At 28.1% G+C, this 26,870-nt stretch carries 29 protein-coding genes; all 29 read left to right on the forward strand.

From position 1 onward, the window contains the following. The first annotated feature begins 3 nt into the window (after positions 1-3). The 29 genes from GKG01_RS00490 to dnaG all read left to right on the forward strand — a co-directional run bounded on the left by GKG01_RS00490 (position 4) and on the right by dnaG (position 26,854). Positions 4-1,185 carry an acetate kinase gene (locus tag GKG01_RS00490; protein WP_094207207.1) on the forward strand — a complete coding sequence of 394 codons (1,182 nt, stop codon included), beginning with the start codon at positions 4-6 and terminating at the stop codon, positions 1,183-1,185. A 94-nt stretch (positions 1,186-1,279) separates the two neighbouring features. Further along, positions 1,280-1,468, forward strand: coding sequence for a 50S ribosomal protein L32 (gene rpmF / locus GKG01_RS00495; protein ID WP_002836538.1), 189 nt, complete (start codon positions 1,280-1,282; stop codon positions 1,466-1,468). Positions 1,469-1,563: 95 nt separating this feature from the next. Next, positions 1,564-2,535: a phosphate acyltransferase PlsX gene (gene plsX / locus GKG01_RS00500; protein ID WP_154271090.1), complete on the forward strand. Its 972-nt coding sequence runs from the start codon at positions 1,564-1,566 to the stop codon at positions 2,533-2,535. Continuing rightward, positions 2,528-2,764 (forward strand): phosphopantetheine-binding protein, encoded by a 237-nt coding sequence (locus tag GKG01_RS00505; RefSeq protein ID WP_094207205.1) that lies wholly within the window; start codon positions 2,528-2,530, stop codon positions 2,762-2,764. The genes plsX and GKG01_RS00505 overlap by 8 nt, the downstream gene beginning before the upstream one ends. A gap of 2 nt (positions 2,765-2,766) precedes the next feature. After that, a complete protein-coding gene (gene rnc, locus GKG01_RS00510; RefSeq protein ID WP_156849977.1) occupies positions 2,767-3,483 on the forward strand; it encodes a ribonuclease III in 717 nt (238 codons plus the stop codon). Next, complete coding sequence (locus GKG01_RS00515) at positions 3,476-4,540, forward strand: radical SAM protein (RefSeq protein ID WP_154271091.1); 1,065 nt, start codon at positions 3,476-3,478, stop codon at positions 4,538-4,540. The genes rnc and GKG01_RS00515 overlap by 8 nt, the downstream gene beginning before the upstream one ends. Positions 4,541-4,542: 2 nt before the next feature. Then, positions 4,543-8,046 carry a chromosome segregation protein SMC gene (smc, locus tag GKG01_RS00520; RefSeq protein WP_172975076.1) on the forward strand — a complete coding sequence of 1,168 codons (3,504 nt, stop codon included), beginning with the start codon at positions 4,543-4,545 and terminating at the stop codon, positions 8,044-8,046. Then, entirely contained in the window at positions 8,040-9,194 is a 1,155-nt protein-coding gene (gene ftsY / locus GKG01_RS00525) for a signal recognition particle-docking protein FtsY (protein WP_154271092.1), read from the forward strand. Before smc ends, ftsY begins: the two co-directional genes overlap by 7 nt. 50 nt (positions 9,195-9,244) lie before the next feature. After that, positions 9,245-9,577, forward strand: a complete 333-nt coding sequence (locus tag GKG01_RS00530) for an Asp23/Gls24 family envelope stress response protein (protein WP_002836527.1) — start codon at positions 9,245-9,247, stop codon at positions 9,575-9,577. A 40-nt stretch (positions 9,578-9,617) separates the two neighbouring features. Further along, the gene (gene nusB, locus GKG01_RS00535; RefSeq protein ID WP_094205749.1) at positions 9,618-10,031 is read left to right on the forward strand and encodes a transcription antitermination factor NusB; all 414 of its coding nucleotides are present in this window, start codon (positions 9,618-9,620) and stop codon (positions 10,029-10,031) included. Beyond that, positions 10,018-11,352 (forward strand): exodeoxyribonuclease VII large subunit, encoded by a 1,335-nt coding sequence (xseA, locus tag GKG01_RS00540; protein ID WP_094207199.1) that lies wholly within the window; start codon positions 10,018-10,020, stop codon positions 11,350-11,352. The genes nusB and xseA overlap by 14 nt, the downstream gene beginning before the upstream one ends. Beyond that, positions 11,345-11,581, forward strand: coding sequence for an exodeoxyribonuclease VII small subunit (gene xseB / locus GKG01_RS00545; protein WP_002836523.1), 237 nt, complete (start codon positions 11,345-11,347; stop codon positions 11,579-11,581). The genes xseA and xseB overlap by 8 nt, the downstream gene beginning before the upstream one ends. Beyond that, on the forward strand, positions 11,574-12,383 hold the full coding sequence (locus GKG01_RS00550) for a polyprenyl synthetase family protein (RefSeq protein ID WP_094207198.1): 810 nt from the start codon (positions 11,574-11,576) through the stop codon (positions 12,381-12,383). The genes xseB and GKG01_RS00550 overlap by 8 nt, the downstream gene beginning before the upstream one ends. 1 nt (position 12,384) lies before the next feature. Beyond that, positions 12,385-13,143: a TlyA family RNA methyltransferase gene (locus tag GKG01_RS00555; RefSeq protein WP_094207197.1), complete on the forward strand. Its 759-nt coding sequence runs from the start codon at positions 12,385-12,387 to the stop codon at positions 13,141-13,143. Between the two features lie 4 nt (positions 13,144-13,147). Beyond that, positions 13,148-13,600 carry an arginine repressor gene (argR, locus tag GKG01_RS00560; protein WP_002836519.1) on the forward strand — a complete coding sequence of 151 codons (453 nt, stop codon included), beginning with the start codon at positions 13,148-13,150 and terminating at the stop codon, positions 13,598-13,600. 4 nt (positions 13,601-13,604) lie between these two features. Next, on the forward strand, positions 13,605-15,302 hold the full coding sequence (gene recN / locus GKG01_RS00565; RefSeq protein ID WP_094207196.1) for a DNA repair protein RecN: 1,698 nt from the start codon (positions 13,605-13,607) through the stop codon (positions 15,300-15,302). Positions 15,303-15,304: 2 nt separating this feature from the next. Then, positions 15,305-15,841, forward strand: a complete 537-nt coding sequence (locus tag GKG01_RS00570) for an NUDIX hydrolase (RefSeq protein ID WP_094207195.1) — start codon at positions 15,305-15,307, stop codon at positions 15,839-15,841. Further along, a complete protein-coding gene (locus GKG01_RS00575) occupies positions 15,835-16,443 on the forward strand; it encodes a site-2 protease family protein (RefSeq protein ID WP_094207194.1) in 609 nt (202 codons plus the stop codon). The genes GKG01_RS00570 and GKG01_RS00575 overlap by 7 nt, the downstream gene beginning before the upstream one ends. Then, positions 16,440-17,147, forward strand: coding sequence for a segregation/condensation protein A (locus tag GKG01_RS00580; protein WP_094207193.1), 708 nt, complete (start codon positions 16,440-16,442; stop codon positions 17,145-17,147). The genes GKG01_RS00575 and GKG01_RS00580 overlap by 4 nt, the downstream gene beginning before the upstream one ends. Positions 17,148-17,149: 2 nt before the next feature. Next, entirely contained in the window at positions 17,150-17,698 is a 549-nt protein-coding gene (gene scpB, locus GKG01_RS00585; protein WP_002836510.1) for an SMC-Scp complex subunit ScpB, read from the forward strand. After that, complete coding sequence (locus tag GKG01_RS00590; RefSeq protein ID WP_094207192.1) at positions 17,685-18,395, forward strand: pseudouridine synthase; 711 nt, start codon at positions 17,685-17,687, stop codon at positions 18,393-18,395. Before scpB ends, GKG01_RS00590 begins: the two co-directional genes overlap by 14 nt. Further along, positions 18,388-18,735: a hypothetical protein gene (locus GKG01_RS00595; RefSeq protein ID WP_094207191.1), complete on the forward strand. Its 348-nt coding sequence runs from the start codon at positions 18,388-18,390 to the stop codon at positions 18,733-18,735. Before GKG01_RS00590 ends, GKG01_RS00595 begins: the two co-directional genes overlap by 8 nt. Then, entirely contained in the window at positions 18,725-19,264 is a 540-nt protein-coding gene (locus GKG01_RS00600) for a class I SAM-dependent methyltransferase (RefSeq protein WP_094207190.1), read from the forward strand. Before GKG01_RS00595 ends, GKG01_RS00600 begins: the two co-directional genes overlap by 11 nt. Beyond that, positions 19,264-20,466, forward strand: a complete 1,203-nt coding sequence (locus tag GKG01_RS00605) for an NAD(P)/FAD-dependent oxidoreductase (protein ID WP_154271093.1) — start codon at positions 19,264-19,266, stop codon at positions 20,464-20,466. The genes GKG01_RS00600 and GKG01_RS00605 overlap by 1 nt, the downstream gene beginning before the upstream one ends. After that, a complete protein-coding gene (gene cmk, locus GKG01_RS00610; RefSeq protein ID WP_154271094.1) occupies positions 20,463-21,332 on the forward strand; it encodes a (d)CMP kinase in 870 nt (289 codons plus the stop codon). The genes GKG01_RS00605 and cmk overlap by 4 nt, the downstream gene beginning before the upstream one ends. Continuing rightward, positions 21,322-21,891 carry a lysophospholipid acyltransferase family protein gene (locus tag GKG01_RS00615; RefSeq protein WP_094207187.1) on the forward strand — a complete coding sequence of 190 codons (570 nt, stop codon included), beginning with the start codon at positions 21,322-21,324 and terminating at the stop codon, positions 21,889-21,891. Before cmk ends, GKG01_RS00615 begins: the two co-directional genes overlap by 11 nt. Continuing rightward, positions 21,891-23,918, forward strand: a complete 2,028-nt coding sequence (locus GKG01_RS00620) for a bifunctional 4-hydroxy-3-methylbut-2-enyl diphosphate reductase/30S ribosomal protein S1 (RefSeq protein WP_110058003.1) — start codon at positions 21,891-21,893, stop codon at positions 23,916-23,918. Before GKG01_RS00615 ends, GKG01_RS00620 begins: the two co-directional genes overlap by 1 nt. Positions 23,919-24,031: 113 nt before the next feature. Then, the gene (locus GKG01_RS00625) at positions 24,032-25,042 is read left to right on the forward strand and encodes a deoxyguanosinetriphosphate triphosphohydrolase (protein ID WP_154271095.1); all 1,011 of its coding nucleotides are present in this window, start codon (positions 24,032-24,034) and stop codon (positions 25,040-25,042) included. A 15-nt stretch (positions 25,043-25,057) separates the two neighbouring features. Next, complete coding sequence (gene dnaG, locus GKG01_RS00630) at positions 25,058-26,854, forward strand: DNA primase (protein ID WP_154271096.1); 1,797 nt, start codon at positions 25,058-25,060, stop codon at positions 26,852-26,854. Positions 26,855-26,870: the final 16 nt, after the last annotated feature.

A 26,870-nucleotide genomic window follows, 5' to 3' on the forward strand; every position in this document is an offset into this window, starting at 1 on the left:
AAAATGAAAGTATTAGTAATCAATTGTGGTAGTTCTTCATTAAAATATCAATTATTTGATATGACTGATGAAAGTGTATTATGTAAAGGATTAGTAGAAAGAATTGGAATTGAAGGTTCTAAATTAACTCATAAAGTTAATGGAGAAAAATTAGTAGTCGAAGAACCAATGAAAGATCACACTGAAGCTATTAACCATGTTTTCGATGCTTTATTAGATGAAAAATATGGTGTTATCAAGAGTTTAGACGAAGTATCTGCTATTGGTCACAGAGTACTACACGGTGGAGATAAATTAACAGAATCTTGCATTATTGACGATAAAGTAAAAGATAAGATTAGAGAATTTATCAAATTTGGTCCACTTCACAACCCAGCTAACTTAATGGGAATTGAAGCGTGTGAAAAATTAGCTCCAGGAAAGAAAAATATCGCTGTATTCGACACTGCTTTCCATCAAACAATGCCAGCTAAAACATTTATGTATGCTATTCCTTACGAATACTATGAAGATTACAGATTAAGAAAATTTGGCTTCCACGGAACAAGCCACAGATATATTACTTTAAGAACTCAACAATTATTAGATAAAGAAGACATCAATATTATTACAGTTCACTTAGGTAATGGTTCATCTATAGCAGCTGTTAAAGACGGAAAATGCTACGATACATCAATGGGACTTACACCATTGGAAGGACTTTTAATGGGAACTAGAAGTGGAGATTTGGATCCTACTGTAATGACATTCTTAATGAATGAAAAAGGATATTCAGCTGATGAAATGAACCAAATTTTGAATAAAAAATCTGGTGTATTAGGAGTTTCAGGAATTAGTTCAGACTTTAGAGATCTTGAAGAAGAAGCAGAAAAAGGAAATGACAGAGCTCAATTAGCACTTGATATGTTTATTGAAAGAGTTAAGAGATATATTGGTGGATATATGGCTGAATTAGGTCATGTTGATGCAATTTGCTTCGCTGGTGGTATCGGGGAAAACTCTTCATCTATGAGAAAAGATATCTTAGATACATTTGAAGAACTAGGCGTTAAATTAGACCTTGAAAAGAACAATACTCGTGAAGAAGCTTTAATCTCAGCTGATGATTCAAAAGTTAAAGTTTATGTTGTTCCAACTAATGAAGAATTAATGATTGCTAGAGACACTTTAGACTTAGCAAAATAATAATATTTTTATTGACAACTTAACATTATTATATTATAATTAACTACGTTGTTTGTATAAATTTTAAGGACTAAAGTCCTTAAGGAGGTGTAGCATGGCAGTACCAAAGAGAAAAACTTCTAAAACTAGAAGAGATAAAAGAAGAGCTTCTTCGTATAAATTACCAAGAGTTACTATAACTACATGTCCTAATTGTGGATCTCCAAAATTACCTCACAGAGTATGTAAAGAATGTGGGTATTACGATGGAAAACAAGTTGTAGATAATTCAGAACAAAATTAATGAAAAGAGAGCCGCTTAATTATTATTAAGCGGCTTTTTTATTTGTTTGATGTTATAACATACAATATTGTGATAGAATATACTAGAGGTGAAGTATGAAAATTTTATTAGATACTTTGGGTTCCGATAAAGGAGCATCAGAATTAATAGAAGGGGCTATAATGGCTCTTGAACAAAAAGATTTTAACTTGACGATAGTAGGAAATGAAGAAGAAAATAGAAATATTGTAAATAAAAGATTTGAAGACAAAATAGATTTTGTAAATGCTACAGAAACCATTGAAAATAATGAATCACCAACGAAAGCGATAAGATCGAAAAAAGATTCTAGTATGAGAAAATGTTTTAATTTATTAAACGAAGATTACGATGGGTTCTTATCGACAGGCTCTACTGGTGCTTTATTAACAGGGGCTACACTTATAACTAGAAGACTTGATAATGTATCTAGACCTTGTTTGATGGTTACAGTACCTAGCTTAAAGGGTGATGTGGTAGTATTAGATGTTGGAGCTAATGTTGACGTCACTTCTGAGTTATTAGAACAATTTGCAAAAATGGGATATGTTTATTCCAAAAATATTTTAGGAAAAGAGGATTGCAAAGTAGGTCTATTAAATATTGGAGTCGAAGAACATAAGGGAGATTCATTAAGATTAGAAACATACAAGAATTTATCAAAATATCCTTATTTTAAAGGTAATGTTGAAGCAAGAGATGTTTTGAAAGGTGATTTTGATGTCGTGGTAACTGATGGTTTTTCAGGAAATATTCTTCTGAAAACAATAGAAGGTTCCGTTGAGTTTATTAAAACTTTAGCTAAGTCAAAATTATCTAAGCTTGATGAAAAATCTCAACAAGCTATTATTCCTATGATTAAATCAATGAGTACAGGTATTGATTATAACAGTGTTGGATCTGCACCATTTCTAGGAACTAAGAAGCCGGTGTTTAAAGCTCATGGCTCATCTAACAGGGACGCTATTATGTCTGGGATTTTAACGCTGATAAAATTCGTTGAAGAAGATGTTACTGATAAATTAAAAAAGGAGTTAGCAAATGAATAAAGAAATTTATGAAAAAGTTGTTGAAGGCTTAAAAAAGGAATTTAATAGAGACGATATAGACGAAAAAACAAGATTTGTAGAAGATCTTAAAGCGGATTCAGTACGCTTATTGGAAATCGTAATGGATGTAGAAGAAGAATTTGATATAGAACTTGATGACGAAAAGTTATCTGAGTTAAAAAATGTAGAAGATGTAGTTAATGAAATTGAAAGGGCACAAGGAAAATAGTTGTGGACAAAGCTAGAATTGAAATGCTACATGACCTAGAAGAAAAATTAGATTACAGGTTTACAGATATTAATCTGTTAAACCTGGCTTTTTTTCATAGCTCATACGGAAATGAAAACAAATCATATAAAGATATTTCAAACGAAAGATTGGAATTTTTAGGAGATGCAGTCTTGGATCTAATTGTTAGTGACTTCTTGTATAATAGTAAATCTTCGTTAAAAGAAGGTGCTATGACAAAGATTAGAAGTCAAATGGTATGTGAAAAATCTTTCTCAAATATGGCCAAGTATTTAGAATTAGGAAAATATTTAATGATGGGTCACGGTGAATTTATTTCAGGTGGCAGTGAAAAACCTAGTGTACTTGCTGATACTTTCGAAGCAGTTTTTGGTGCAATATATTTGGATTCTGGTTATGAATCGGCTTTTAAAATTGTAGAAAATAAGTTTAAAAGTCTATTCATAGCTGAAATAGAAACAAAGTCTAGTTTTATTGACTATAAGACTATGTTACAGGAAAATAATCAAAAAAATTCAAGAGATAAATTAAAGTACAAGATTGTTAAAGAAGAAGGCCCAGATCACGACAAGAAATTCTATGTTGATGTTTATGAAGGTAACTTGGTTATAGGATCTGGATTTGGATCTTCAAAAAAACATGCAGAACAAGATGCTGCAAGAAACGCCTTGATTAAATTAAGGGTAATAAATGAGTAAGAAAAATTACATTGTATCATTGTTCATTCCTCATTTAGGATGTCCAAATGATTGCATTTTCTGTAATCAACGCAAAATTACAAATTATATCGAAGTTGTTAAAAAAGATGAAATAATAAATGAAATAAGAAATCAACTTGCAAATTTTCCTAATAAAAGTCAAGAAGATATTCAGATAGCTTTTTATGGTGGATCTTTTACAGGAATTGAAGAAACAGCTATGATAGACTATTTAAAAATAGCAAATGAATTCATTGAAGACGGTAAAGTTCGATCGATTAGACTTTCTACAAGACCTGATTATATTGATAAACACATTTTAAATATTCTTAAGGAATTTAAAGTAGAAACTATAGAGTTAGGCGTTCAATCAATGGTAGATAGTGTATTAGATTCAAATTTAAGATGTCACGATAGTAAGTGTGTTAAAACATCTTCTGAGCTGATAAAATCTATGGGATTTAGTTTAGGGCTCCAAATGATGACAGGCTTATACAAATCAACCACAGAGATGGACTTATATACTGCAGATGAATTAATCAAGTTACAACCTGATTTTGTCAGGATATATCCAACTTTAGTTATAAAGAATACTATGCTTGAAACTTTTACCAAAATTAATAAATATAGTCCGGAAAATTTGCACGATTCGGTCGAAAATTGTACCAAAATATATTTGAAATTTATAAACGCTAACATTCCAGTTATTAGATTAGGTCTATTAAATACAGAAAATATAAAACAAGGCGAAGATATAGTTGCAGGGGCAATTCATCCAAATTATAGACAATTGGTAGAAGATAATTTGTACAGAAAAGTGGTAGATTATGTTTTGAAAAATGATAATCTTGAAACACTAGAAATACATGCCAAACCAAATATTTTGAATAATTTTGTCGGCTATAATGGGGAAAACAAAAAATATTTTAAAGAAAAATATGGATTAAAAACAATAAAATATTCTAATTCTAATAATAACTTCTTAGTGTTAGATCATATTAACAAAATTGATATTAATTTAGAAAATATTTTTAAATATATTGAAAAAGAGGTGTAGCTGTGGGATTAAAATCAGTTGAAATACAAGGTTTTAAGTCCTTTAAAGATAAAATAAAATTGAATTTTGATAATCCCATAACAGCAATTGTTGGGCCAAATGGTAGCGGGAAGTCAAATATTTCTGATGCTATTTTATGGGTTTTAGGTGAACAATCAGCAAAAAATCTCCGTGGGAATAAAATGCAAGATGTTATTTTTGCTGGAACTCAGAAGGAAAAACCTGTTAACTTTGCACAAGTTTCCATAACATTCGAAAATGACTTATGGAAAGACATTGATTATCAAGAAATTACAGTAACGAGAAGAGTTTTCCGTACTGGTGAAAGTGAATATTACATTAATAAAAACCAAGTTCGTTTAAAAGATGTAAAGGAATTATTCTTGAATACGGGAATTGGGAAAGAAGGATATTCTGTAATAGGCCAAGGTAAAATCGACGAAATTCTGTCATCAAAAAGTGAAGATAGAAGGGAATTATTTGAAGAAGCATCTGGAATTTCCAAACAAAAATACATTAAAGAACAAAGTGTTAAGAAACTTGAACAAACTAATGAGAATTTACTAAGAATTGAAGATATATTAATTTCACAAGTCGATAGATTAAAATATTTAGAAAAAGAAAGTAAAAAGGCTAAACAAGGAATTGATCTGGAAGAAAAACTAAAGGAAATGGAAATCCAAAAAGCTTTATTGGATATCGAAAAACTTTCTATTACACTAAGTGATGTCATTGAGAAAAAAGAAAATAATGATAAAAGCTTGATTGACTTAAAATCAAAACTTGTAAGATTTGCAAATAAAAGAAATGATTTATTAAAAAGCATCAATAAAATAGATATCGATACAGAATTGAAAATCTCTAATTTAGCGGATATTAAGAGTCAAAAAATAAAAAACGAATCAGATATTCAATTGAATGATGAAAGACTTAAAAATAGCAACACTGAATTAGAGAGATTAACAAAAGAAAACGAGAATTATTCATCAGAAATTAAAAATTTAACATCAAAAATTGATAATTTACAAAATACAATAAAAAACTCTGAGAAAAAGCTTGAAGAAATAAATTCAAATTTAGAAAAAATGAATATTGATGATTCTGAAGATGAACTTAACATTAAAAAAGAATTGAGCGATAAGAAATCAGAAAAATTAAATAAATTACAGTCAATTTATACACAACATATTATAGAAAAATCTTCACGTGATGCTATCGAACAAGAAAGGTTGAAAGAAATATCAGAGGTAAAAAAGCAAAAAGAAGAATCTGAATTCAAATTAAATCAATTAGTAGAAGCATTACGAAATTTAGAAGAAACGCTAAGTGATTATGACAAACATTTGGATAATTTAGATAAAGATAAAGAACGAATTTCTAGCATTATAAATGATAAAGAGAAAGCTTTAATTAATTTAAGAGACAAATTATCCAACTTAAAAGAAGAATCCATAACTAACAAAAATAAATATATGTTTTTGAAAAATACTATAGATAATCACGAAGGGTACAATTTTACAGTTCAAAACTTTTTTAAAAAGTTAAATCCTAGTTTACAAGATAAAGTAATAGGGACACTTGGGGATTTAATCAGTGTAGAAAAGCAGTATGAGAAATCTGTTGATGCAATAATGTCATCAGCGTTTCAAAATATAATTGTCAGCAATGAAAATGATGGTAAGGAATTAATTAATTTTTTAAAGTCAAATAAGATAGGAAGACTTACTTTTTTACCATTAAATAAAATAAAATCTAGAAATTATGATTATGTAAAAGATAAATTGGTACTTGGACATTTAAATGAATTTATAAAATCTGATGAAAAATTTAGGGATATTGTAGATTATTTTGCACAGAAAACACTTGTCACTCAAAATATGGAAGATGCTATTAACGTAAGTTCGAAATACAAAAACTATAGAATAGTTACATTAGATGGTGATATCATTAATAGTTGGGGTTCAATGGTAGGTGGATATAAAAAGCCTTCCAATTACTCAATACTATCAACAAAAAATAGTTTAAATTCTGTTGAAAATTTGTATAAAAACTGTGTTAATGAATACAACGATTTGAAAAAAATATACGAAGAAAATATTGATATTGTTAATCAAAACAAATCCGATTTAGAAATTATTGAAGATAAGATTGTAAAATTAAGAACTGAAAAGGATGCTTGTAATATCAACATAAAAGACAAACAGTTTGAGATTAAATATTTGAGGTCTAGTATTAGTGATTTTGATAATAAGTTAAATTCAAATACTATACAAAGTGAAGCCAATGATTTACAAGAAACTGATTTAAAAAATCAAATTGTAGAATTAGAAAATGTTTTAAAAGAATTAAGTGTTGAAATTGAGAAATTACAAGAACAATATAATTCGGAAAAAATGAATATAATTAGTTTAAAATCTGAATACTCTTCTGTACAAAGGGATTTAAATATATTTAATAATCAGTTAAATGATGCAAAAATCAGAAAAGAATATTTGGAAGATAACTTTAAAGTTAATTCAGTTAAAATTGATGAAATTCATAAAAGTATTTCTAAATACAAAAGCCATAAAAATGATATAAAATCTAAAACTGTTGATTATGATGATATTATTTCTGGGCTAAATAATGAAATTTTATATATGAAGTCCAATATGAATGAATTTAAATCAGAGTTAACAAAGATTGAGCAATCAATATATGATTCAAATGCTAGTGTTCAAAAAATAGAAATTAGCAATAACTCATTAATCGAAAAGGCTTTAAATACAACAGAGAAGTTAAATAATATTAAAATAGATATTAATGAGCTCTATGATATTAATATCGACACAATAGAATCTAATTCTGATATTAAAATTAGTCAGAAAGAAATCAATAAAATTATCAATGATTTAAGAAATATAGGTTCTTTTTCTGTAGATAGTATTCAAGAATATGAATCAGTTAAAAAAGAATTTGATTTTATGACTAAGAGTAAAAATGATTTAATTGAATCCAGGGCAGATATCATGAGCGCTATTAATAAGCTTAATAGAGAAATGAAAGAAGTATTCACCAAAAAATTTGAAGAAATAAATACAAAATTTATTGCGATTTTTAAACAACTTTTTAATGGAGGATATGCAAGTCTTAAATTGACCGAAGATGATGTTCTAAGTTCTGGAATTGAAATAACTGCTCAACCACCTGGGAAAAAACTTCAAAGTCTAAACTTGTTGTCCGGTGGAGAAAGATCGTTGACAGCGGTAGCGTTGCTTTTTGCGATTTTTGAGACAAGACCATCTTCTTTTTGTATATTAGACGAAATAGATGCTGCTTTAGATGAAATAAATATTAGGAGATACAAAGAATATTTAATTAAATTTAAAGAAAAAACTCAATTCATTATTATTACACATAGAAAGAGTACAATGGAGATAGCTAACATTTTATATGGAATAAGTATGGAAAAAGATGGAATATCTAAAATGATTAAATTAGATGTAGATAGGAGAGAGATATGCTAAATAAGTTCTTTGATAAGTTTAAGTCTAAAAAAGATGACGAAGAAACAAAAAATACAGAAGAAGATTTACAACAAGAAGAATTAGAAATTAGTCAATCCAATGAAAATATAGAAATAAGCGAAGAAGTTAATGATGCTGAAAAAGTCGTTGAAGAAAAGAATGAAAAGTCTGAAACTGATAACGAAAAATACCAAGAACAATCTGAAGAAATTATCGAAGATAAAGAAGAAAATAAGGAAGGATTTTTTGAAAAATTAAAGAATTCATTACTTAAAACTCGTGACAATATTTCTAATAAGATTGATCAAGTTTTAGCCAATTATAGAACGGTTGATGAAGAATTATTCGAAGAAATTGAAGAAACTTTGATTTCCGCTGACATTGGTGTTGAAACAACATTAAAGATTGTTGCTCAATTGAGAGATAAAGTAAAACTTAATAACATTCAAGATCCAAGTGAAATAAAAAATGTTTTGGCTGATATTTTAAAAGAAAATATAATTAATGATAAGATCGACAATAATTTAAATGTAGATGATAAAACTATTATTTTAGTAGTCGGTGTAAATGGTGTAGGAAAAACTACTACGATTGGTAAATTAGCCATGAAATTCAAAAAAGATGGGAAAAAAGTTTTGATGGTTGCTGCCGATACTTTTAGAGCAGCGGCTATAGAGCAGCTTACTGAATGGGCAAATAGAGCTAAAGTTGACATTATTAGTCACAAAGAAGGTTCTGACCCAGCTAGTGTTGTTTTTGATGGAGTTAGTGCTATGAAAAGTAGAGATGCAGATATATTAATTTGCGATACAGCTGGAAGGCTTCATAATAAGAAGAATTTAATGAATGAATTGAATAAAATAAAGAGAGTTATTGAAAAAGAATATCCGGAAGCTAAAAAAGAAATTTTATTAATTGTAGATGGCACAACTGGACAAAATGCTATTATTCAAGCAAAAGAATTTATGAATGCAACTGATTTAACAGGTGCTATAATTACAAAACTAGATGGTACAGCTAAAGGTGGAATGATATTTCCACTTGAAATGGAATTGGGAATTCCAGTAAAATTCATTGGAATTGGCGAACAGGTTAATGATTTGGTTAAGTTTGAACCAGAAAAATTTATAGAAGCAATAATAAATTAAAATTGAATTTTTTTTCATTTTTTGATAAAATTTGTGTGTGGAGGAATAACATGGATAATAAATTTAATAACGGATCTGTTAAGATCTCTAATGACATAATTTCACTTATTGCAGCAGAAGCTTGCATGGAAGTTGAAGGTGTAAAAGCTATTATGACACCACAATCAGAAAAAGTAAATATACAAAAAGGAGCTCAAAAATCAGTAATCATTGAAATTCTTGACAATGCTGTAAATGTAAGAGCCCATATTGAAGTAGATTCTGATTATAACATCAAGGATGTATGCTATAAGGTGCAAAAGAAAATAAAAGAAAATATCGGCATGATGACTGGGTTAGTTGTCATAAATGTAGATGTTGTTTGTGAGAAAATAAGTATTTAATGTAACCCTCTTATCAGAGGGTTATTTTCTTGGAGGAAATATGTCAAGAAGACAATCTAGAAAAAGCGCAATGCAATTAATCTATGAAATGAATATGAATGGAGATTACGATAAAAATAGAATTGAAGAATTTTGTAAATATCAGAATATTAATAAAAATGATATAGTATTTTTCAAAGAAATTGTATTAAATTTTATTGAACATATTGATGACATAGTAAATATTATAGAAAATAACACAAAACAATGGAACTTGGACAGAATTAACAAATTAGATTTATCGATTTTACAAGTTGGTGTTTGCGAAATTCTATACGTGGAAAGCACTCCAGATAGTGTTGCAATTAATGAAGCCGTTGAATTAGCGAAAGAATATTCTACAGAAAAATCATACAGTTTTATCAACGGCATATTAGGCTCTGTATTAAAGAGAAAAGAAAATGCAAGTTTATAGTGTTAAAGAGATCTCTGATTATATTCAAAATACTTTGAAGAAAGATCCAATTTTATCAAATGTGTGGATAGAAGGTGAGATTTCAAATTTTAATAAAAATATTTCAGGACATGTTTATTTTAGATTAAAAGATGAAAAAGCATTGATTTCTTGTATGATTTTTAAAACAATGTCTCTTGCAAAAACTATAAACTTAAAAGATGGAGACAAAGTTCAACTAAGAGGAAGTATAACAACATATCAAGGATCAAGCACTTATCAACTTCTTGTAAAAGAATGTAAGAAATCAGGCACTGGAGACCTTTTTCAAAAGTATTTAGAGTTAAAAGAAAAGCTTGAACAGGAAGGCTTTTTTTCGGAATCAACCAAAAAATGCATAACTAAATATCCTAAAGCTATTGGCGTGATTACATCTTCTACAGGAGCGGCCGTGAATGATATTTGCAGAACAATAAAGAGAAGATATCCTATTTGCGATATTTTGATATATCATTGTGTTGTTCAAGGAGAACAATCGTCAGAATCTATTATACAAGGCATTAAATATATGGATGAGCAAAATCTAGATACTCTTATAGTAGGAAGAGGCGGTGGAAGTTTTGAGGATTTAAATTCATTTAATGATGAAAATCTTTTAAAAACTATTTATAATTCAAAAACCCCTATCATAAGCGCCGTTGGTCATGAAAATGACTTTATGCTTTCTGATTTTGTAGCTGATTTAAGAGCATCTACTCCAACAGCAGCTGCTGAGCTAGCCACTGCTGATTTTGATGAATTAAAATATTTTTTACAGGAAAGTTACGCTAAAATTAATAGAATTTTGATGAGAAGATTTGAAGATGAAAATCAAGAATTAGAGTATTATGGTAAGCAGTTGGAATTTTTAGGCCCCAAAAACATTATTAAAGAACACATGGATAATCTTCAACTTTTGAAGGATAGCTTAAAAAAAGCTTATAAGAAAAATTTGGAAGATAAGTTCAATGAAGAATTAAATATTTACCACAAATTAAATCTGTTGAAACCTGATAAGCTATTATCTTTAGAAATCGAAAAACTAAATAAAATTCGAATAACAATGATTAAAAATTTGATTTCAAATATTAATTACAAAGAATTGATTTTAGACTCATATAAAAATAACTTATTGCATCTGAATCCAAGTACAATTTTAGAGAATGGATATGCAAAAGTATTAAAGAATGATAAGAGTATTTCATCTATTGATGATGTTATGGAGAACGAAAAAATTGTCTTAATTATGAAAGATGGTAAACTTGATACAACTGTTCAAAATAAGGAGAAATTCAATGAATGAATATAGAGAATACGATGAAGGATTAAAAAGACTAAGTGACATCGTTGAAAAGTTGGAAGACAGAGAGCTGAGTCTTGAAGAAAATATAAAATTATACGAAGAAGGCATGAAGCTTCACAAGAGATTAAGTTCTATTTTGAAAGAACAAGAAGGAAAAATGACTTTGATTAAAGATAACAAAGAAGAAGATTTTCAAATAAACATGCTTTTAAGTGATGATAATGAATAGTAAGGAAATTATAAATTTAATAAACACTTCATTAAAAGACTTAAAATTTTCCGATGATAAAATTGGCGAAGCTATGCAATACACCATTGTTGACGATGGTGCAAAAAGATTAAGGCCACTTTTGTTTTTGTTAACTTATCAAATGTTTAATGAATCGATAACTGAATCTGTAAATTACGCTATTGCCATAGAATTAATTCACAATTATTCATTAGTGCATGATGATTTAGAATGTATGGATAATGACGAATATAGAAGAGGAAAGTTAACAGTGCATAAAAAATACGGAGAAGATATTGCAGTTTTAGTAGGGGATGCACTTTTAAATTATTCATTTGAAGTATTATCTGAATCGATTAAGAACGAAATTGACGCAAAGTGTGCAAATTATATCGTAAAGAAATCAGGTTGTTTTGGCATGATAAAAGGTCAACTTTTGGATATTGACAGTGAGATTTCTGAAAAAAATATTATTGAAATTTACGATAAAAAAACGTGTAATTTACTTAAAGCAGCTACTGTATCTGCTGGAATTTTAAGTAAAGTTGACGATAATATATTATTAAAACTAGAAGATTATGCTTTTAATCTAGGAATGGCTTTTCAAATAATTGATGACATTATGGATTATGAAAATGATGTAAAAATTAATAAAAAAACTTATGTCACTATTTTTGGAAAAGAAAAAGGCATTGAAGATGCAAATCAGTACTCTGATAAAGCTATAGATTGTATTAAAGATATCGATAATTCTCAACCTTTAATTGAAATTACAAATAAACTGTTGGACAGGAAATATTAATATGAGAATTGATTTGTATTTGTGCGAAAAAAACTTTGCATCTTCTAGAACAAAGGCAAAATCTCTGATTGAGAATGAATTAGTTTATTATCAGGGTAATTTAGTAAAGAAACCATCACTTGAGATAAATTCTGATGAAGTTGAAGTGAAAGAACACATTGAATATGTGGGAAGAGGCGCTCTGAAGCTTTTAAAAGCTTTTGAGGTATTTAACATAGGTAAGCATGATTTATGCCTAGATATAGGCTCATCTACTGGTGGATTTACTCAGGTTTTATTAAAAAATAATGCAAAAGAAGTCTATGCTATTGATGTTGGCAATAATCAAATGGTTGACGAACTCAGACATGATAGCAGGGTTAAATTATTCGAAAATACTAATTTTCGAAATATTAATGTAGATGAGTATCCGAGATTTGATTTTATAGTATGCGATGTATCTTTTATATCATTGAAAATGATTATTCCAAATGCCGTTAAAATGCTAAAAAATAATGGCGAAATGATATTTTTGATAAAGCCGCAGTTTGAATTAAAAACAAAAAATCATATAATTAATAATAAAAAGGAACATTTATCTATAATAAATGATATTAATAATTATCTAAATGATGAAGGATTGTATATTTCTGAGATGACACATAGTCCAATAAAAGGTAAGAGTGGAAATATAGAGTATTTAATCCATATTACGACTTTAGATAATAAAAATATAAAATTCAAGGATGTTGTGGAGACAGCATTTAATAAATTGAGGTAGAAATATGAAAAAATACACAAGACAAAGATTAATTCTAGACTTAATAGAAGAAAATGAAATAAGAACTCAGGAAGAACTTTCTGACTATTTAGAAGCTCATGGAGTTAGAGCTACACAAGCTACTATTTCTAGAGATATAAAAGAATTAAGAATATCAAAAGTTCAAACTAGAGAAGGCGAATATCATTATGCAATAATTGACACTGTACACGATTCATTAAACGAAAGATTAGATAAGATTTTCAGATCTGCTGTGTTGACTATCAAGCATAATGAAGATATGGTAATTATTAAAACAATATCTCACACTGCAACAGTATGTGGTATGGCAATTACCAACGCTAAATTAGACAATATAGCAGGAATTCTAACAGGTAATGATACTATTTATATAACTGTTGAAGATAAATCTGGATTGGAAAAATTAGTTTCAGAAATCAAATCAATCATCAGGTAAAAAAATGTTAAATTCTCTTTATATAGAAAATTTTGCGATAATTGACAAAATCAATGTCGATTTTACAGATGGACTTAATATCATAACTGGGGAAACTGGTTCAGGAAAATCAATTTTGATAGAAGCTTTTGAACTTCTTCTAGGACAAAGATTTAACAAAAGTTTTATCAGAGATTCTTCAAAAAAAACTATTGTTGAAGCGACATTTACAATAGCTGATAATTCTAAAATTAAATTTTTAGAAGACATGGGATACAATGTTGAAGATGGAGTAATAATAATTTCAAGAATTGTAGATACTAATTTAAAAAGTATAAATAAATTAAACAATAGATCAATCACGCTTAACACACTAAATGAATTAATGAGTAAATTTGTTGACATTCATGGACAAAATGGAACTCAATCACTATTGAACAAGGATTTTTATCTAGATTTAATTGATTCTTTTGATAAGGAAGAAACTTTTAAAATCAAAACTGAGTTAAGGGAAATTCTCAATAATATTGCAGAATACAAAAAAGCGTACAAGAGTTTTAATATTTCAAACGAAGAAAAGGATAGACAACTCGATATAATAAATTATCAAATTGAAGAAATATCACAAATAGATCTTGAGAACTTGGATGAAGAAGAACTTGAAAATGAATATAATAAACTATCGAATGTTAATTTGATTAAAAATAATATCGGTGAAATATTAAACATGTATTCGGATGAAAACTACAATGAACAAGATATAAACACTATGTTTAATATTGTTTTAAGCAAAATGGACTCAATCTGTGAGTTTGATAATGAAGTGAATTCTTTTAAGCAAGATTTGGATAAGATTTATTATGAGATGGACGACTTGTTCTCAAGGATTAGTTCATATTCATCAAGCATTTATCAAGATGAGTTCAAACTAAATGATTTAGAAAATAAAATAGCAATAATTACAAATTTAAAGAGAAAATACGGAAAATCTATTGATGATATAATTTCATTTAGAAAAGATTTGGAACGTAGACTTAAAGAACTGAATGAAATTACAGAAAATAAAAGAAAATTCAAGAAATTAATTGATTCAGACAAGCAGAAGGGGATTGAATTATCAGATAGACTTCATAAAATTAGAAAAAAAATTGTTTCTAAATTAGAAAAATTGATTGTTCAAAATCTAAAAGATTTGAATATGAAACATGCTGATTTTCAGGTCAAATTTGAAAAGCTTTCTGATTTCAATGAAAAAGGTTATGATTCATTGGATTTTCTAATTAAAACAAATTTAGGGCAAGATTTAAAACCAATGGTATCTATTGCATCTGGTGGAGAAATTTCACGTATTATGCTTGGATTTAAGTCAGTTATATCAGATTTTGAAGATATCAATACTCTTATTTTTGACGAAATTGATACTGGAATTAGTGGTAGGACGGCATTGGTAGTAGGTGAAAAACTTATTGATTTATCAAAAGATAAGCAAGTGATTTCAATAAGTCATTTACCTCAAATAGCTTCATTGAGCGATAATCACATTTTAATTGAAAAGATTGATTGTAATAACGAAACAAAATCAATTTTAAAAGTATTAACTCCTGAAGAAAAGGTAAATGAAATTTCGAGATTGATCGGTGGAATAAACATCACAGAAACGACAATTGAACAAGCAAAATTAATGATCAATCAAGCAAATGAATTAAAAAATGATAGGAGATAATTATGGATTATGAAGAAAAAACTATAAAGAGTGAAATGATATATGAGGGAAGAATTTTAAACCTCAGATTAGATACGGTTGAACTTCCAAATAGAAAATACTCTAAAAGAGAAATTGTTGAACACGCAAATGCTGTGTGCATAATTGCGGTAAAAGATAATAAATTATTTTTTGTGAGTCAATATAGAAAAGCTATAGACCAACAATTAATGGAATTACCAGCAGGGTTAATTGAACACAATGAAACACCAAAAGACGCGGCGATAAGAGAGATGAGGGAAGAAATAGGTTATAATTGCAAGAATTTAACTTATCTGTTCGATGCTTATTCTTCTCCGGGTTTTAGTGATGAAAAAGTAAGTTTCTTTTTGGCTGAAGAATTATTCAGAGACGAACTAGAAGCAGATGATGACGAATTTTTAAATATAGAACTCATCGAACAAGAAAAATTAATGCAAATGATAGAAGATGGAGCTATTGTTGACGGGAAGACAATTATGGGAATTCTATATTTTTTAAGGAATGTGAATAAATGCTAGAAACGATAAATCATTATATTATAATTATACTTGTATTACTTCCAACTATTGTTCTCCATGAACTTGCTCATGGTTATGTTGCTTACTGGATGGGTGATAATACGGCTAAAAGCATGGGTAGATTAAGCTTCAATCCTATTGATCACATTGATCCATTAGGTGCAATTAGTTTGATTTTATTCAAGTTTGGTTGGGCAAAGCCAGTTCCAATTAACTCATACAATTTTAGGAACAGACATTTAGGGATGTTCTTGGTTTCAATTGCAGGAGTTACAGTAAATTTAATTTTAGGACTTATATTTTCGTTTTTATATGTTAAATTTTCTCATGTAAATCCTGTAGTATCAGAAATTTTGAGTTTATTTATTGTATACAATGTGTATTTTGCTGTATTTAACTTAATACCCGTTCCACCTTTAGATGGTTCTAAGGTTATAACTGCTTTTTTTCCAGGAAAATTTTTAGATTTTATGGCAAAATATGAAAAATACACTTATTTTATATTGCTTATATTAATTTTTTCAGGTGTGTTGGGTAAAGTTTTAACGCCTATAACATCATTTATAATTGATAAGTTTTTAAGGTTAGCAATTGCACTATGAGTTTAATTATTGAAACTGAAGAATTCAACGGTCCAATGGATCTTTTATTAAATTTGGTTGAAAAAGAAAAAATTGATATAGAAAATGTTGATTTAGCAAAAATTACAAATAAATTCATTGAAGAAGTTGAGAATTTGAAAAATCATTCTACTAAAGATTTGACTGATTTCATTTACTTAGCTTCTACTTTGTTATATATAAAATCAAAAAAATTATTACCCAAAAATGATTTTGATGAAGATGATCAGATAGATGAAGATTTAATTAAACAACGATTAATAGAATATAAAAAATTTAAAGAAATCTCTAAACAATTGATTGAATTAGAAAACATCTCATCGAAACATTTTAGAAAAATTCAAGAGGATTTATCGGTTTATCAATCTGAAAAAGAAAATTTGATTGTTCCTGACATTAATTTATTATCTGAAACTTTGTTAGAAATATTAAATAAGGTAGATAATAGAATTGTCATTGAAGAAACAGAAATTATAGAAGCGGAAGAATATAAGATTGAAGATTGTATTGAAGATATATTGTGGAAGGTAGAAAAAAATAACAAATATAGTTTTTCATATTTTTTATCCAAAAAGACCAATAGAAATGAAGTTATATCTGTTTTTTTAGCTTTACTAGAATTATTAAAATCCAACATACTAAAAGTTGTAAAAAATGAGGGTAATACGGAAATATTAATGAGGTAATTATGGAAGATAAAATTATTCGAAATAAAATTGAATCTTTACTTTTCTTATGGGGTGAACCATTAGATATTTCTTCAATATCTGAAGCTATAAACCTTGGCAAAAAAGAAACTAGAAATATGCTCGATGATTTAATTAAAGAATACGAATATAGAAACACTTCTCTGGAAATCAGATGCATCAACGATAGCTACCAAATTCAAACGAAAAAAGAATACTACGAATTTTTAAAAGAAATTTTTGTGAAAAATAAAAATACAAGATTAACTAATACCACCATGGAAGTTTTATCGATTATAGCTTACAAACAACCAATAACAAGAATTGAAATTGATGAAATAAGGGGAGTAAAATCTAGTTCATCAATTGACACTTTAACTAAAAAAAATCTAATAAAAGAAGTCGGAAGACTCGATAAAATCGGAAAGCCTATATTATACGGAACTACGGATGAGTTCTTGTATTATTTTAATATTAATTCTTTGGAAGATCTTCCTAAATTAAACGAAATAGAAAAACTTATTAAGGAAAAAGAAAATGAGAATAAATAAGTTAATCGCGCAAAGTGGATATTGTTCTAGAAGAAAGGCTGATGAACTAATCAAAAACTCAAAAGTTTGTGTCAACGGGACAATACTTTTAGATTTATCGTATCAAGTAAATGATGGTGACATTGTTGAAGTTGAAGGTAAGAAAATTAGAAAAAAAGAAGAAAAAGTTTATATTGCTATCAATAAACCTGTTGGATATACTTCAACAGTTAAGGATAAATTCGCTAATAAAAAAGTTGTTGATTTAATTAAATCTAATACAAGGGTTTATCCAGTTGGTCGTTTGGATAAGGATTCTCATGGATTATTAATATTAACGAATGATGGTGATTTAACTTATGAATTAACTCATCCTAAATTTGAGCATAAAAAAGTTTACGAGGTTTTAGTTAAAGGTAAACCAACCAAAAACAAAATACAAGAATTAAAAAATGGAATAATATTAGATGGTTATAAATTAAAAAAATCAAATATAGAATTTATTGCCAATGTAAAAGACAATACAAAATACATGGTAACTATTTATGAGGGTAGGAACAGACAAATTAGAAGAATGTTTGATTATATAAATCATCCGGTTTTAGATTTGAAAAGGGTTCAGATTGGTAATTACAAGATGGACGATAATTTAAAAAGCGGAGAATACGTACTGTTAAAGAGAAAAGATTTGGACTTAATAAGAGGTAAATATGATTGAAGTTAGACTTGCAAATAACAAAGACGAAGAAATTTTAAAAAATTTTAACTTAAAAATAGAAGATATTGTAGGGGATTTTTGCTTTATATATATTGACGACTTAAAACCAAAAGGGTATTCTCTGATTAGGACAGAAGATAAAAGAGCAAATATAGCAGATTTTCAATTACAAGAGGAGAATTCTAACAAGTTATTTTTTCTAAAAAGTATAGGGATGAATTTGAGAGATTTTGGTATTGAAGAGTTTTATGATAATAATGGTTTAGTAAAATCATTTTTTGAAAATCAAGGCAAAATAGACTTTAATCTACTTTTTAGGGGAAGCTGTAATGATTTATAACAATACTAAAACATTAGTTGAATCATTGATGAAAGATAAAATTCCAACTTCAAAAATTTGTTTAGATATGACATTTGGAAACGGAAACGATTCATACAAAATGTTATCCATAAACGAAACCATTGAAGTTTATGGGTTTGATATCCAAAAAGATTGTATAGATAATTCTAGAAAATTTGAGAACTTGAAAGTTATTAACGATTCTCATCTAAATTTTGACAAATATATTAATCAGAAAATTGATTTTGTGGTGTTTAATTTGGGATACCTTCCAGGTGGAGATAAAAAAATAACTACTGATTATGATACTGTAATTAAAACTTTAGATAAACTTTTGAAAGTGCTAAGCACAGAAGGTCAAGTTGTTATTACTTTCTATCCTGGGCACAAGCCAGGACTTGAAGAAAGTATAAACATAATCGCATATCTTCATAAATTAAACCAAAAAGAATTCAATGTTATTAGATACGATTTTATAAATCAAATAAACAATCCACCTTTTGTATGCTTAATTGAAAGGATTAAATAATGAATGTAGCGATAATAGGAGCAGGTGCAGCAGGATTAATGGCTGCAAGCTTCATTAAAGATGAATATGAAATTCATATTTTTGATCATAATGAAAAAATAGGTAAGAAATTGTTCATTACCGGAAAAGGAAGATGCAACATTACCAATTCATGTGATATACAAGAATTAATTGAAAATATTAATACAAACAAATATTTTTGTTACAGCCCATTTTATGACTTTACTAACGAACAAGTCATAAATTTTTTTAATTCAAATGGTCTTAGAACAAAAGTCGAACGTGGAAATAGGGTTTTTCCACAGAGTGATAAATCATCAGATGTGATTAAAGTATTTGAAAAAATATTGAAGGATAAAAATGTACATTTGCACTTAAATGAGCAGGTAAACAAAATTTACAAATCTAATAAATTTTATCTGACTACAAACCGTGATGAATATGGATTTGATAAAGTTATCATAGCCTGTGGAGGTAAATCATATCCAAATACCGGCTCAGATGGATCTCTTTACAGTCAAATAACCAAGCTAGGTCATACTATCCACGAAATGAAGCCTGGTTTGAGTGCAATTATTTTAAAAGAAAATGTGGAAGAATTAGAGGGAGTTAGTCTTAAAAACGTCGGACTAAAATGTTATTTGAATAAGAAATTGATATACGATGATATAGGTGAAATGATTTTTACAAGAAAAGGAATTTCAGGTCCCTTAGTACTTACTTTATCAAGTATATTGTGCAATAAAAATGGTGACATTAAAATATCGATAGATTTGAAACCAGGATTGAAAGATCAAAAACTTGATGATAGGATTTTAAGAGATTTCAGCGAAAATCAAAACAAAACAATTGAAAATGCTATAAGTAAAATAACAATCAAAAAATTAATACTGCCAATTTTAAAATCTGCAAGTATAAATCCAAATAAAAAAGTAAATGAAATAACAAAATATGAACGTGATAATTTAAGAAGAATTTTAAAAAGTTTTGATTTTACTTATGTATCAAATGAAAAGCTTGATTACGCAATAATTAGTGTGGGAGGAGTCGATGTTAATGAGATTGATCCAAGCACAATGGAATCTAAAATTGTAAAAGACCTATATTTTTGTGGAGAAGTAATTGATGTTGATGGTTTTACAGGAGGATTTAACTTACAATTTGCTTTTTCAACGGGTTATTTAGCGGGGATAAATATATGAAAAAAATCAAATACGAAAATGAATCAAAACTTTATGATGATATTAATGAATATATCAAAGACAAAAATTTTGACATATTATTGATATCGACGCCTAGAGTTATGAAAGAAATTTTCGACGATAGATTAATTAAAACAAATAAAAATATTTTGATCTCATCAAGAATGCTCAGAAAAAATGACGATGATAATGTTTATATTGAATTGATTAATAATGACGTATATTCTGTTACTGTTGATGGACCAAGTGGATCTGGTAAATCAACAGTTTGTAAATTAATCTCAAATATATTAAACATTGAATATTTGGATACGGGATCAATGTATCGTTCTCTTGCTTATTTTTGTTTGAAGAAAAATATAAATTTGGAAGACGAAGAAGAGGTCATGCATGTATTGAACAATTTGGACATAACATTTGAATCATCTAAGATTAAAGTTAATGGTGAATTCTTGAGAGATAAAATAAGAACTAATGATGTATCTATGGCAGCATCAAAAGTTTCAACATATTATTCTGTAAGGGAAAAATTAGTTGAAATTCAAAGACAGATTGCGAGCAACAAAGCGATTATTATTGATGGAAGAGATGCTGGTACTAACATACTAAAGAACGCTGATTACAAGTTTTATTTGGATGCATCACCCGAAGTTAGAGCCAAAAGAAGATTTAACGAACAAAAAGACGATTCATCTTATGAAACGATTCTAAAAGACATAAAATTAAGAGATGAACAGGATAAAAATAGAAAATATGCTCCTTTGAAACGAGCCGAAGATGCTGTTTATATAAATTCTGATGATATGAATATTGATGAAGTTGTTGAAAAAATAATAGAGATAATTAGAGGTAGAAATGTTTTATAGATTTGCAAGATTTTTATTGAAAATAGTATTTAAAATAAGATACAAATTAGTTGTTCATGGAAATACGAAACTTCCTGAAACTCCTTTAATTATTTGTGCAAATCACATAAATTTATGGGATCCAATTTTATTAGCGATAATTTTTGAGAGACCCATACGATTTATGGCAAAAAAAGAATTATTTGATAATAAATTTCTAGGTTTTTTACTAAACAAGTTTGGAGCTTTTCCGGTTGATAGAGATAATGTAAATATTAAAACGATAAAAGACGCTATCAAGCTTGTAAAAAACAATGAAGTTTTGGGAATATTTCCAGAAGGAACAAGAGTAAAAACAGTTAGTGAAGAAAATATGAAAACAGGAGTTGCTATGATTGCGTCAAGAGCAGGAGCAGATGTTATCCCAGTATTCATAAATTCTAATTATAAGTTCAGATCAAAAGTAGAAGTGTTTGTAAGAGATAAAATAGCTATATCAAGTTTTGATGATGTTTCAAAAGATATAAGAAATAAAGCAATAACTAGAGCTATATACGAAAATATTTACAAGGTGAATTGATGAATATAATAGTACAACAAAATGCGGGATTTTGTTATGGAGTTAAAAGAGCAATAGAGATAATTGAAAATGACCCATCAAAATTAAAGTATACTTTGGGTCAGCTTATCCATAACGAACAAGAATGTAAAAGATTAGAAGCTTTGGGTATAAAACAGATAGACGATTATACTCAAGCTGAGAAAGGCTCTACGATTTTTATTAGATCTCACGGTGCAACATTAAAATTAAAAGAAGAAATAAAAAATAATGGATACAAATTAGTAGATTTAACTTGCCCATCACTATTAAAAATTTATGAAAAAATAAATAAAAAACACGAAGAAGGTTACAAAATTATTATTATTGGAGATCCAAATCATCCGGAAATTATAGCGATGAAAGGACAAGTCGAAAATAATGTTGAAGTTGTTAACTCAATTGATGAGGCAAAAAAAATAAAAGGTGAAAAATTATATGTAATTTCACAAACTACTAATTTAAAGAGGAAATTTTTGGAAATTTCTGATATAATAGTAAGAGGTAATACTAACGTTGTGATAGATAATACTATTTGTGGGGCTACAAAAAGCCGACAAATGGCTTGTTTAGAGCTTTCTAAGAATGTCGATTGTATGATTGTGATTGGTGGCTTGAATAGTTCTAACACAAATAAATTGTATGATATTGCAAAACAAAATTGCAAAAAAGTTTTAAGAATTGAAACATACAAGGATATTTGTATCGATGATAGTATTATTGAATCTAAATTATTAGGTATTACAGCTGGTGCGTCCACACCGGCTTGGATTATTGAGGAGGTTGTAAATTTAATGGATAATTACAGCAAGGATTTTATGGAACAAGTAGAAGAAAGCATGAATAAGATTTACCCAAAAGAAATCGTAAAGGGTGAAGTTATTTATGTAACAGATGATGAAGTCATGGTTAATATTGGCTATAAGGCTGATGGTATTATTAAATTAGACGAATTATCAACAGAAGAAGGTAAATTACCTAAGGATTTGTACAAACAAGGCGACGAAATCGAAGTTTACGTTATTAAGCTAGATGACGGAGAAGGAAATGTTGTACTTTCTACAAAAAGAGTTGAAGGAATTAAAAACTGGAAGAATTTAGTTTCTAGTTTTGATAATGATTCAACTGTAGAAGCAAAAGTAACACAAGTAGTAAAAGGCGGCTTAATAGCTACAATTGATAATGTAAGAGCTTTTATACCAGGTTCTCAAGTAACTACTCACTTTGTAAAAGATTTATCTAAATATGTAGGAGAAACTTTGGTATGTAAAGTTTTGAATATAGATGAAAAGAAGAGACGTTTAGTTTTATCTCACAGAGCTGTTGTAGAAGCAGAACAAAAAGAAATTGAAGATAAGGCTTGGGAAAACATAACTGTTGGTGAAACAATAACTGGTAAGGTACAAAGATTAACAGACTTTGGTGCATTTATCGATTTAGGTGGAGTAGATGGTTTACTTCATATTTCAGATATTTCTTGGAATAGAATTGAATCCCCAGAAGATGTTTTAAAAGTTGGAGATGAAATCGAAACTTTAGTTCTTAAAGCTAACAGAGAAAAGAATAGAATCTCACTTGGCTTGAAACAATTACAACAAAAACCATTTGACGCTTTCGTTGAAAACAATCACGAAGGGGATGTTATTGAAGGAGAAGTTGTAAACTTAGTTGACTTTGGTGCTTTTATTAAATTAGCTGAAGGAATTGAAGGCTTAGTTCACGTTTCTGAAATTTCAAATGAACACGTTGATAAACCATCAGATGAATTAAATATTGGTGATACAGTTAAAGTTAAAATCTTAGAAATCAATCCTGAAAAGAAAAGAATAGCTTTAAGTATGAAAGCTTTATTACCAAAACCTGAAAAACCAGAAAGAAAGCCAAGACCTAAAAAAGTTAAACCTAAAAAAGTAGAAACTAAACCAGAATCAAGTGAAGAAACTTTGATTAACAGTGATTTAGGTGCATTATTAGATTTAAAATTAAAAGAAATCGAAGAAGATAACTAAAATCTACTTTATATCCAAAAGCCAAACAGGTGTTTGGCTTTTTTTAATGTATTTATGAATTATACACCGTGTTTTGGGGTATATAAAAAATATAGATTAGGGTGTGATTTAATATGAATGTAGATTTTAAATTATATGAAAATTATTATAGTGAATTTGCTACAAAATCAAATGAAGCTGCGAGAATTCAATCCGAACCAAATGATAATTTAAGAAATCCGTTTCAAATTGACAGAGATAGAATTATTCACTCAAAATCTTTTAGAAGACTTAAACATAAAACACAAGTGTACTTAAATCCTGAAAAAGACCATTACAGAACAAGGTTAACGCACACATTAGAGGTTACCCAAATAGCTAGAACTATTGCAAGGTGTTTACGTTTAAACGAAGATTTAGTAGAAGCAATAGGCTTGGGACATGATTTGGGACATACACCTTTTGGGCATGTAGGTGAAAAGATATTAGATAAACTCAATCCAAAAGGATTCAAACATTATAAACAATCCATTAATGTTGTCCAATATCTAGAACATTCAAGTTCTAGAATAGGTCTTAATCTAACGAAACAAACATTAGATGGAATAGTGAATCATTCAGGTAGCAACAAGGCAAATACCTTAGAAGGGCAAATTATTAAATATTCAGATAGAATTGCCTACATTAATCACGATATTGATGATTCTATTAGATCAAATATTATAAAACATAGTGATTTACCTATAGAAATTACAGAAGAACTAGGAGATAGAGGTTCAAAAAGAATTAATTTCTTAGTAAATGATTTAGTTGAAAATAGTTTCGATAAAAATCACATTGAAATGTCTGATAAAACTTATAGACTAATGGAAGATTTGCGATCATTTATGTTTAAGAACGTATATTTTAACGACATAGTAAGAAAAGATGATAAAAAAGTAGAATATGTACTAACTAATCTATATAGTTACTATTTAGAAGATATTAGTAGATTACCAAAATCACACACAGATATTTACAATAATATTGAGTTACAAAATAAAACCAAAGATGATATAGTTACAGATTATATCGCTGGTATGACTGATTCATTTGCAAAAAGAACTTTTAAAGAAATTTTCATACCAGATTCTTGGAGCATATAAAGATAGGATGATAAGATGGGATTTATACCACAAGATAAAATAGATGAGATAAAAAGTGTTGCAGACATAGTTTCTGTAATTGGAGATTATGTTGAATTGAAAAGGGCTGGTTCAAATTATGTTGGACTATGTCCATTTCACAATGAGAAGACGCCGTCTTTTAGTGTATCGCCATCAAAAGGCATTTTTCATTGTTTTGGTTGTGGTGTTGGTGGCGATGTTATATCCTTTATAATGCAAAAAGAGGGCATGTCATATCCTGAAGCTATTAAATTTTTGGCAGATAAGTTAGGTATTTTAGTCGAAACAAATGAAGTAAATAAAGAAAAATACGAACATCGCAAAAAATTATTTGAAATTAATAATGAAGCCAAATTATTTTATTACAAAAATCTATTGATAAATGACATACCGAAGGATTATATAAAAAAAAGAAATCTTAATAATAATTTGATTAATAAGTTTATAATAGGTTACGCTGATGGGAAAAACAGTCTTTATCGTCATTTACTACAAAAAGGGTATCAAAAAGATGATATAATAGAAGTCGGCCTCATAAATCAGGACGAAAAAGGGAATGTTTATGATAAATTTCGAAATAGGTTGATGTTTCCTATTATAGATATAAGAGGCAATGTTATTGGTTTTGGTGGTAGAGCTCTTGCGGATTCAAGGGCAAAATATATGAATTCTCCTCAGAGCCTAGCTTACGATAAAAGCAAGAATGTTTATGGAGTTTCTAATTTAAAAAATTCTACTAAAGTTGGGAAAATCATATTGGTAGAAGGATATATGGATGTTATCTCATTGACAAATTATGGATTTGACTATGCTATTGCTTCATTAGGTACTTCTCTAACACATGATCAAGCAAAATTAATCAAAAGATATTGTAAGAATATTTATATATGTTATGATGGTGACTCAGCAGGTCAAAACGCAACATCTCGTGCTATAGAAATATTTAAAGAGCAGGATATTAGTCCTAACATTATTGTCATACCTGATAATATGGATCCTGATGATTATATTAAACAATACGGAAATGAAAGTTTCGATAGGTTAATAGATAACGCAATGGATAGTGTTATTTATGAATACAAGAAAATACTTCAAAAATACGATATTAATGATGTAAAAGAAAAAATACAACTTATAGATGATTTGACAACTTTATTATCAAAATTAGATAGAGAAGTCATTAGGGATGAATATATTAAGAGATTTTCTGATGATTTAAACATAGAATATGTGAGTTTGAAAAAAGATGTCTATAATAAGCTGAAAGAAACTAAGCCTAACGTGAATTTTCATTATGAGAGAACTGAAGATAATCAAAATACAGAAAAAGATAGTATTAATAATCAGGAAAAAATAACTGCAATTGATATAATGACAATTGCTTGTTTTCATAAAGATATATACTATGATTTAAAAGAAGAATTCTCAAAATTCAAAACTAAAATCAGTTCTTATAATAACTTTATGGAGTTTGTGGATTTTTATTATTCTAAAAATAATGAAAATGAAATTGATGAAAAAGCGGCTAGAGATTATTTCAAAAATGATATTCAAATGGATCGAACTATCGATTATTTATATCAGAAATCTAGATATTCAATTAGTATTAATAATATTGGTAGAGTCGTATTGGAGATTAAAAAATACCTAATGACTCAAGAAAAAGATAATATTAAATCTCAGCTAGATCTAATGCAATCAGTAGAATTTAATGAAAAGATTAATAAAGAATACAATGAAATTTTGAATAAAATCTTAGAAATTAATAGACAAATTAAAGAGTACAAATAGTCAGAAAGGAGTTTTT

The organism is Finegoldia sp. BIOML-A4 (assembly GCF_009679635.1).
Taxonomy (GTDB): domain Bacteria; phylum Bacillota; class Clostridia; order Tissierellales; family Peptoniphilaceae; genus Finegoldia; species Finegoldia magna.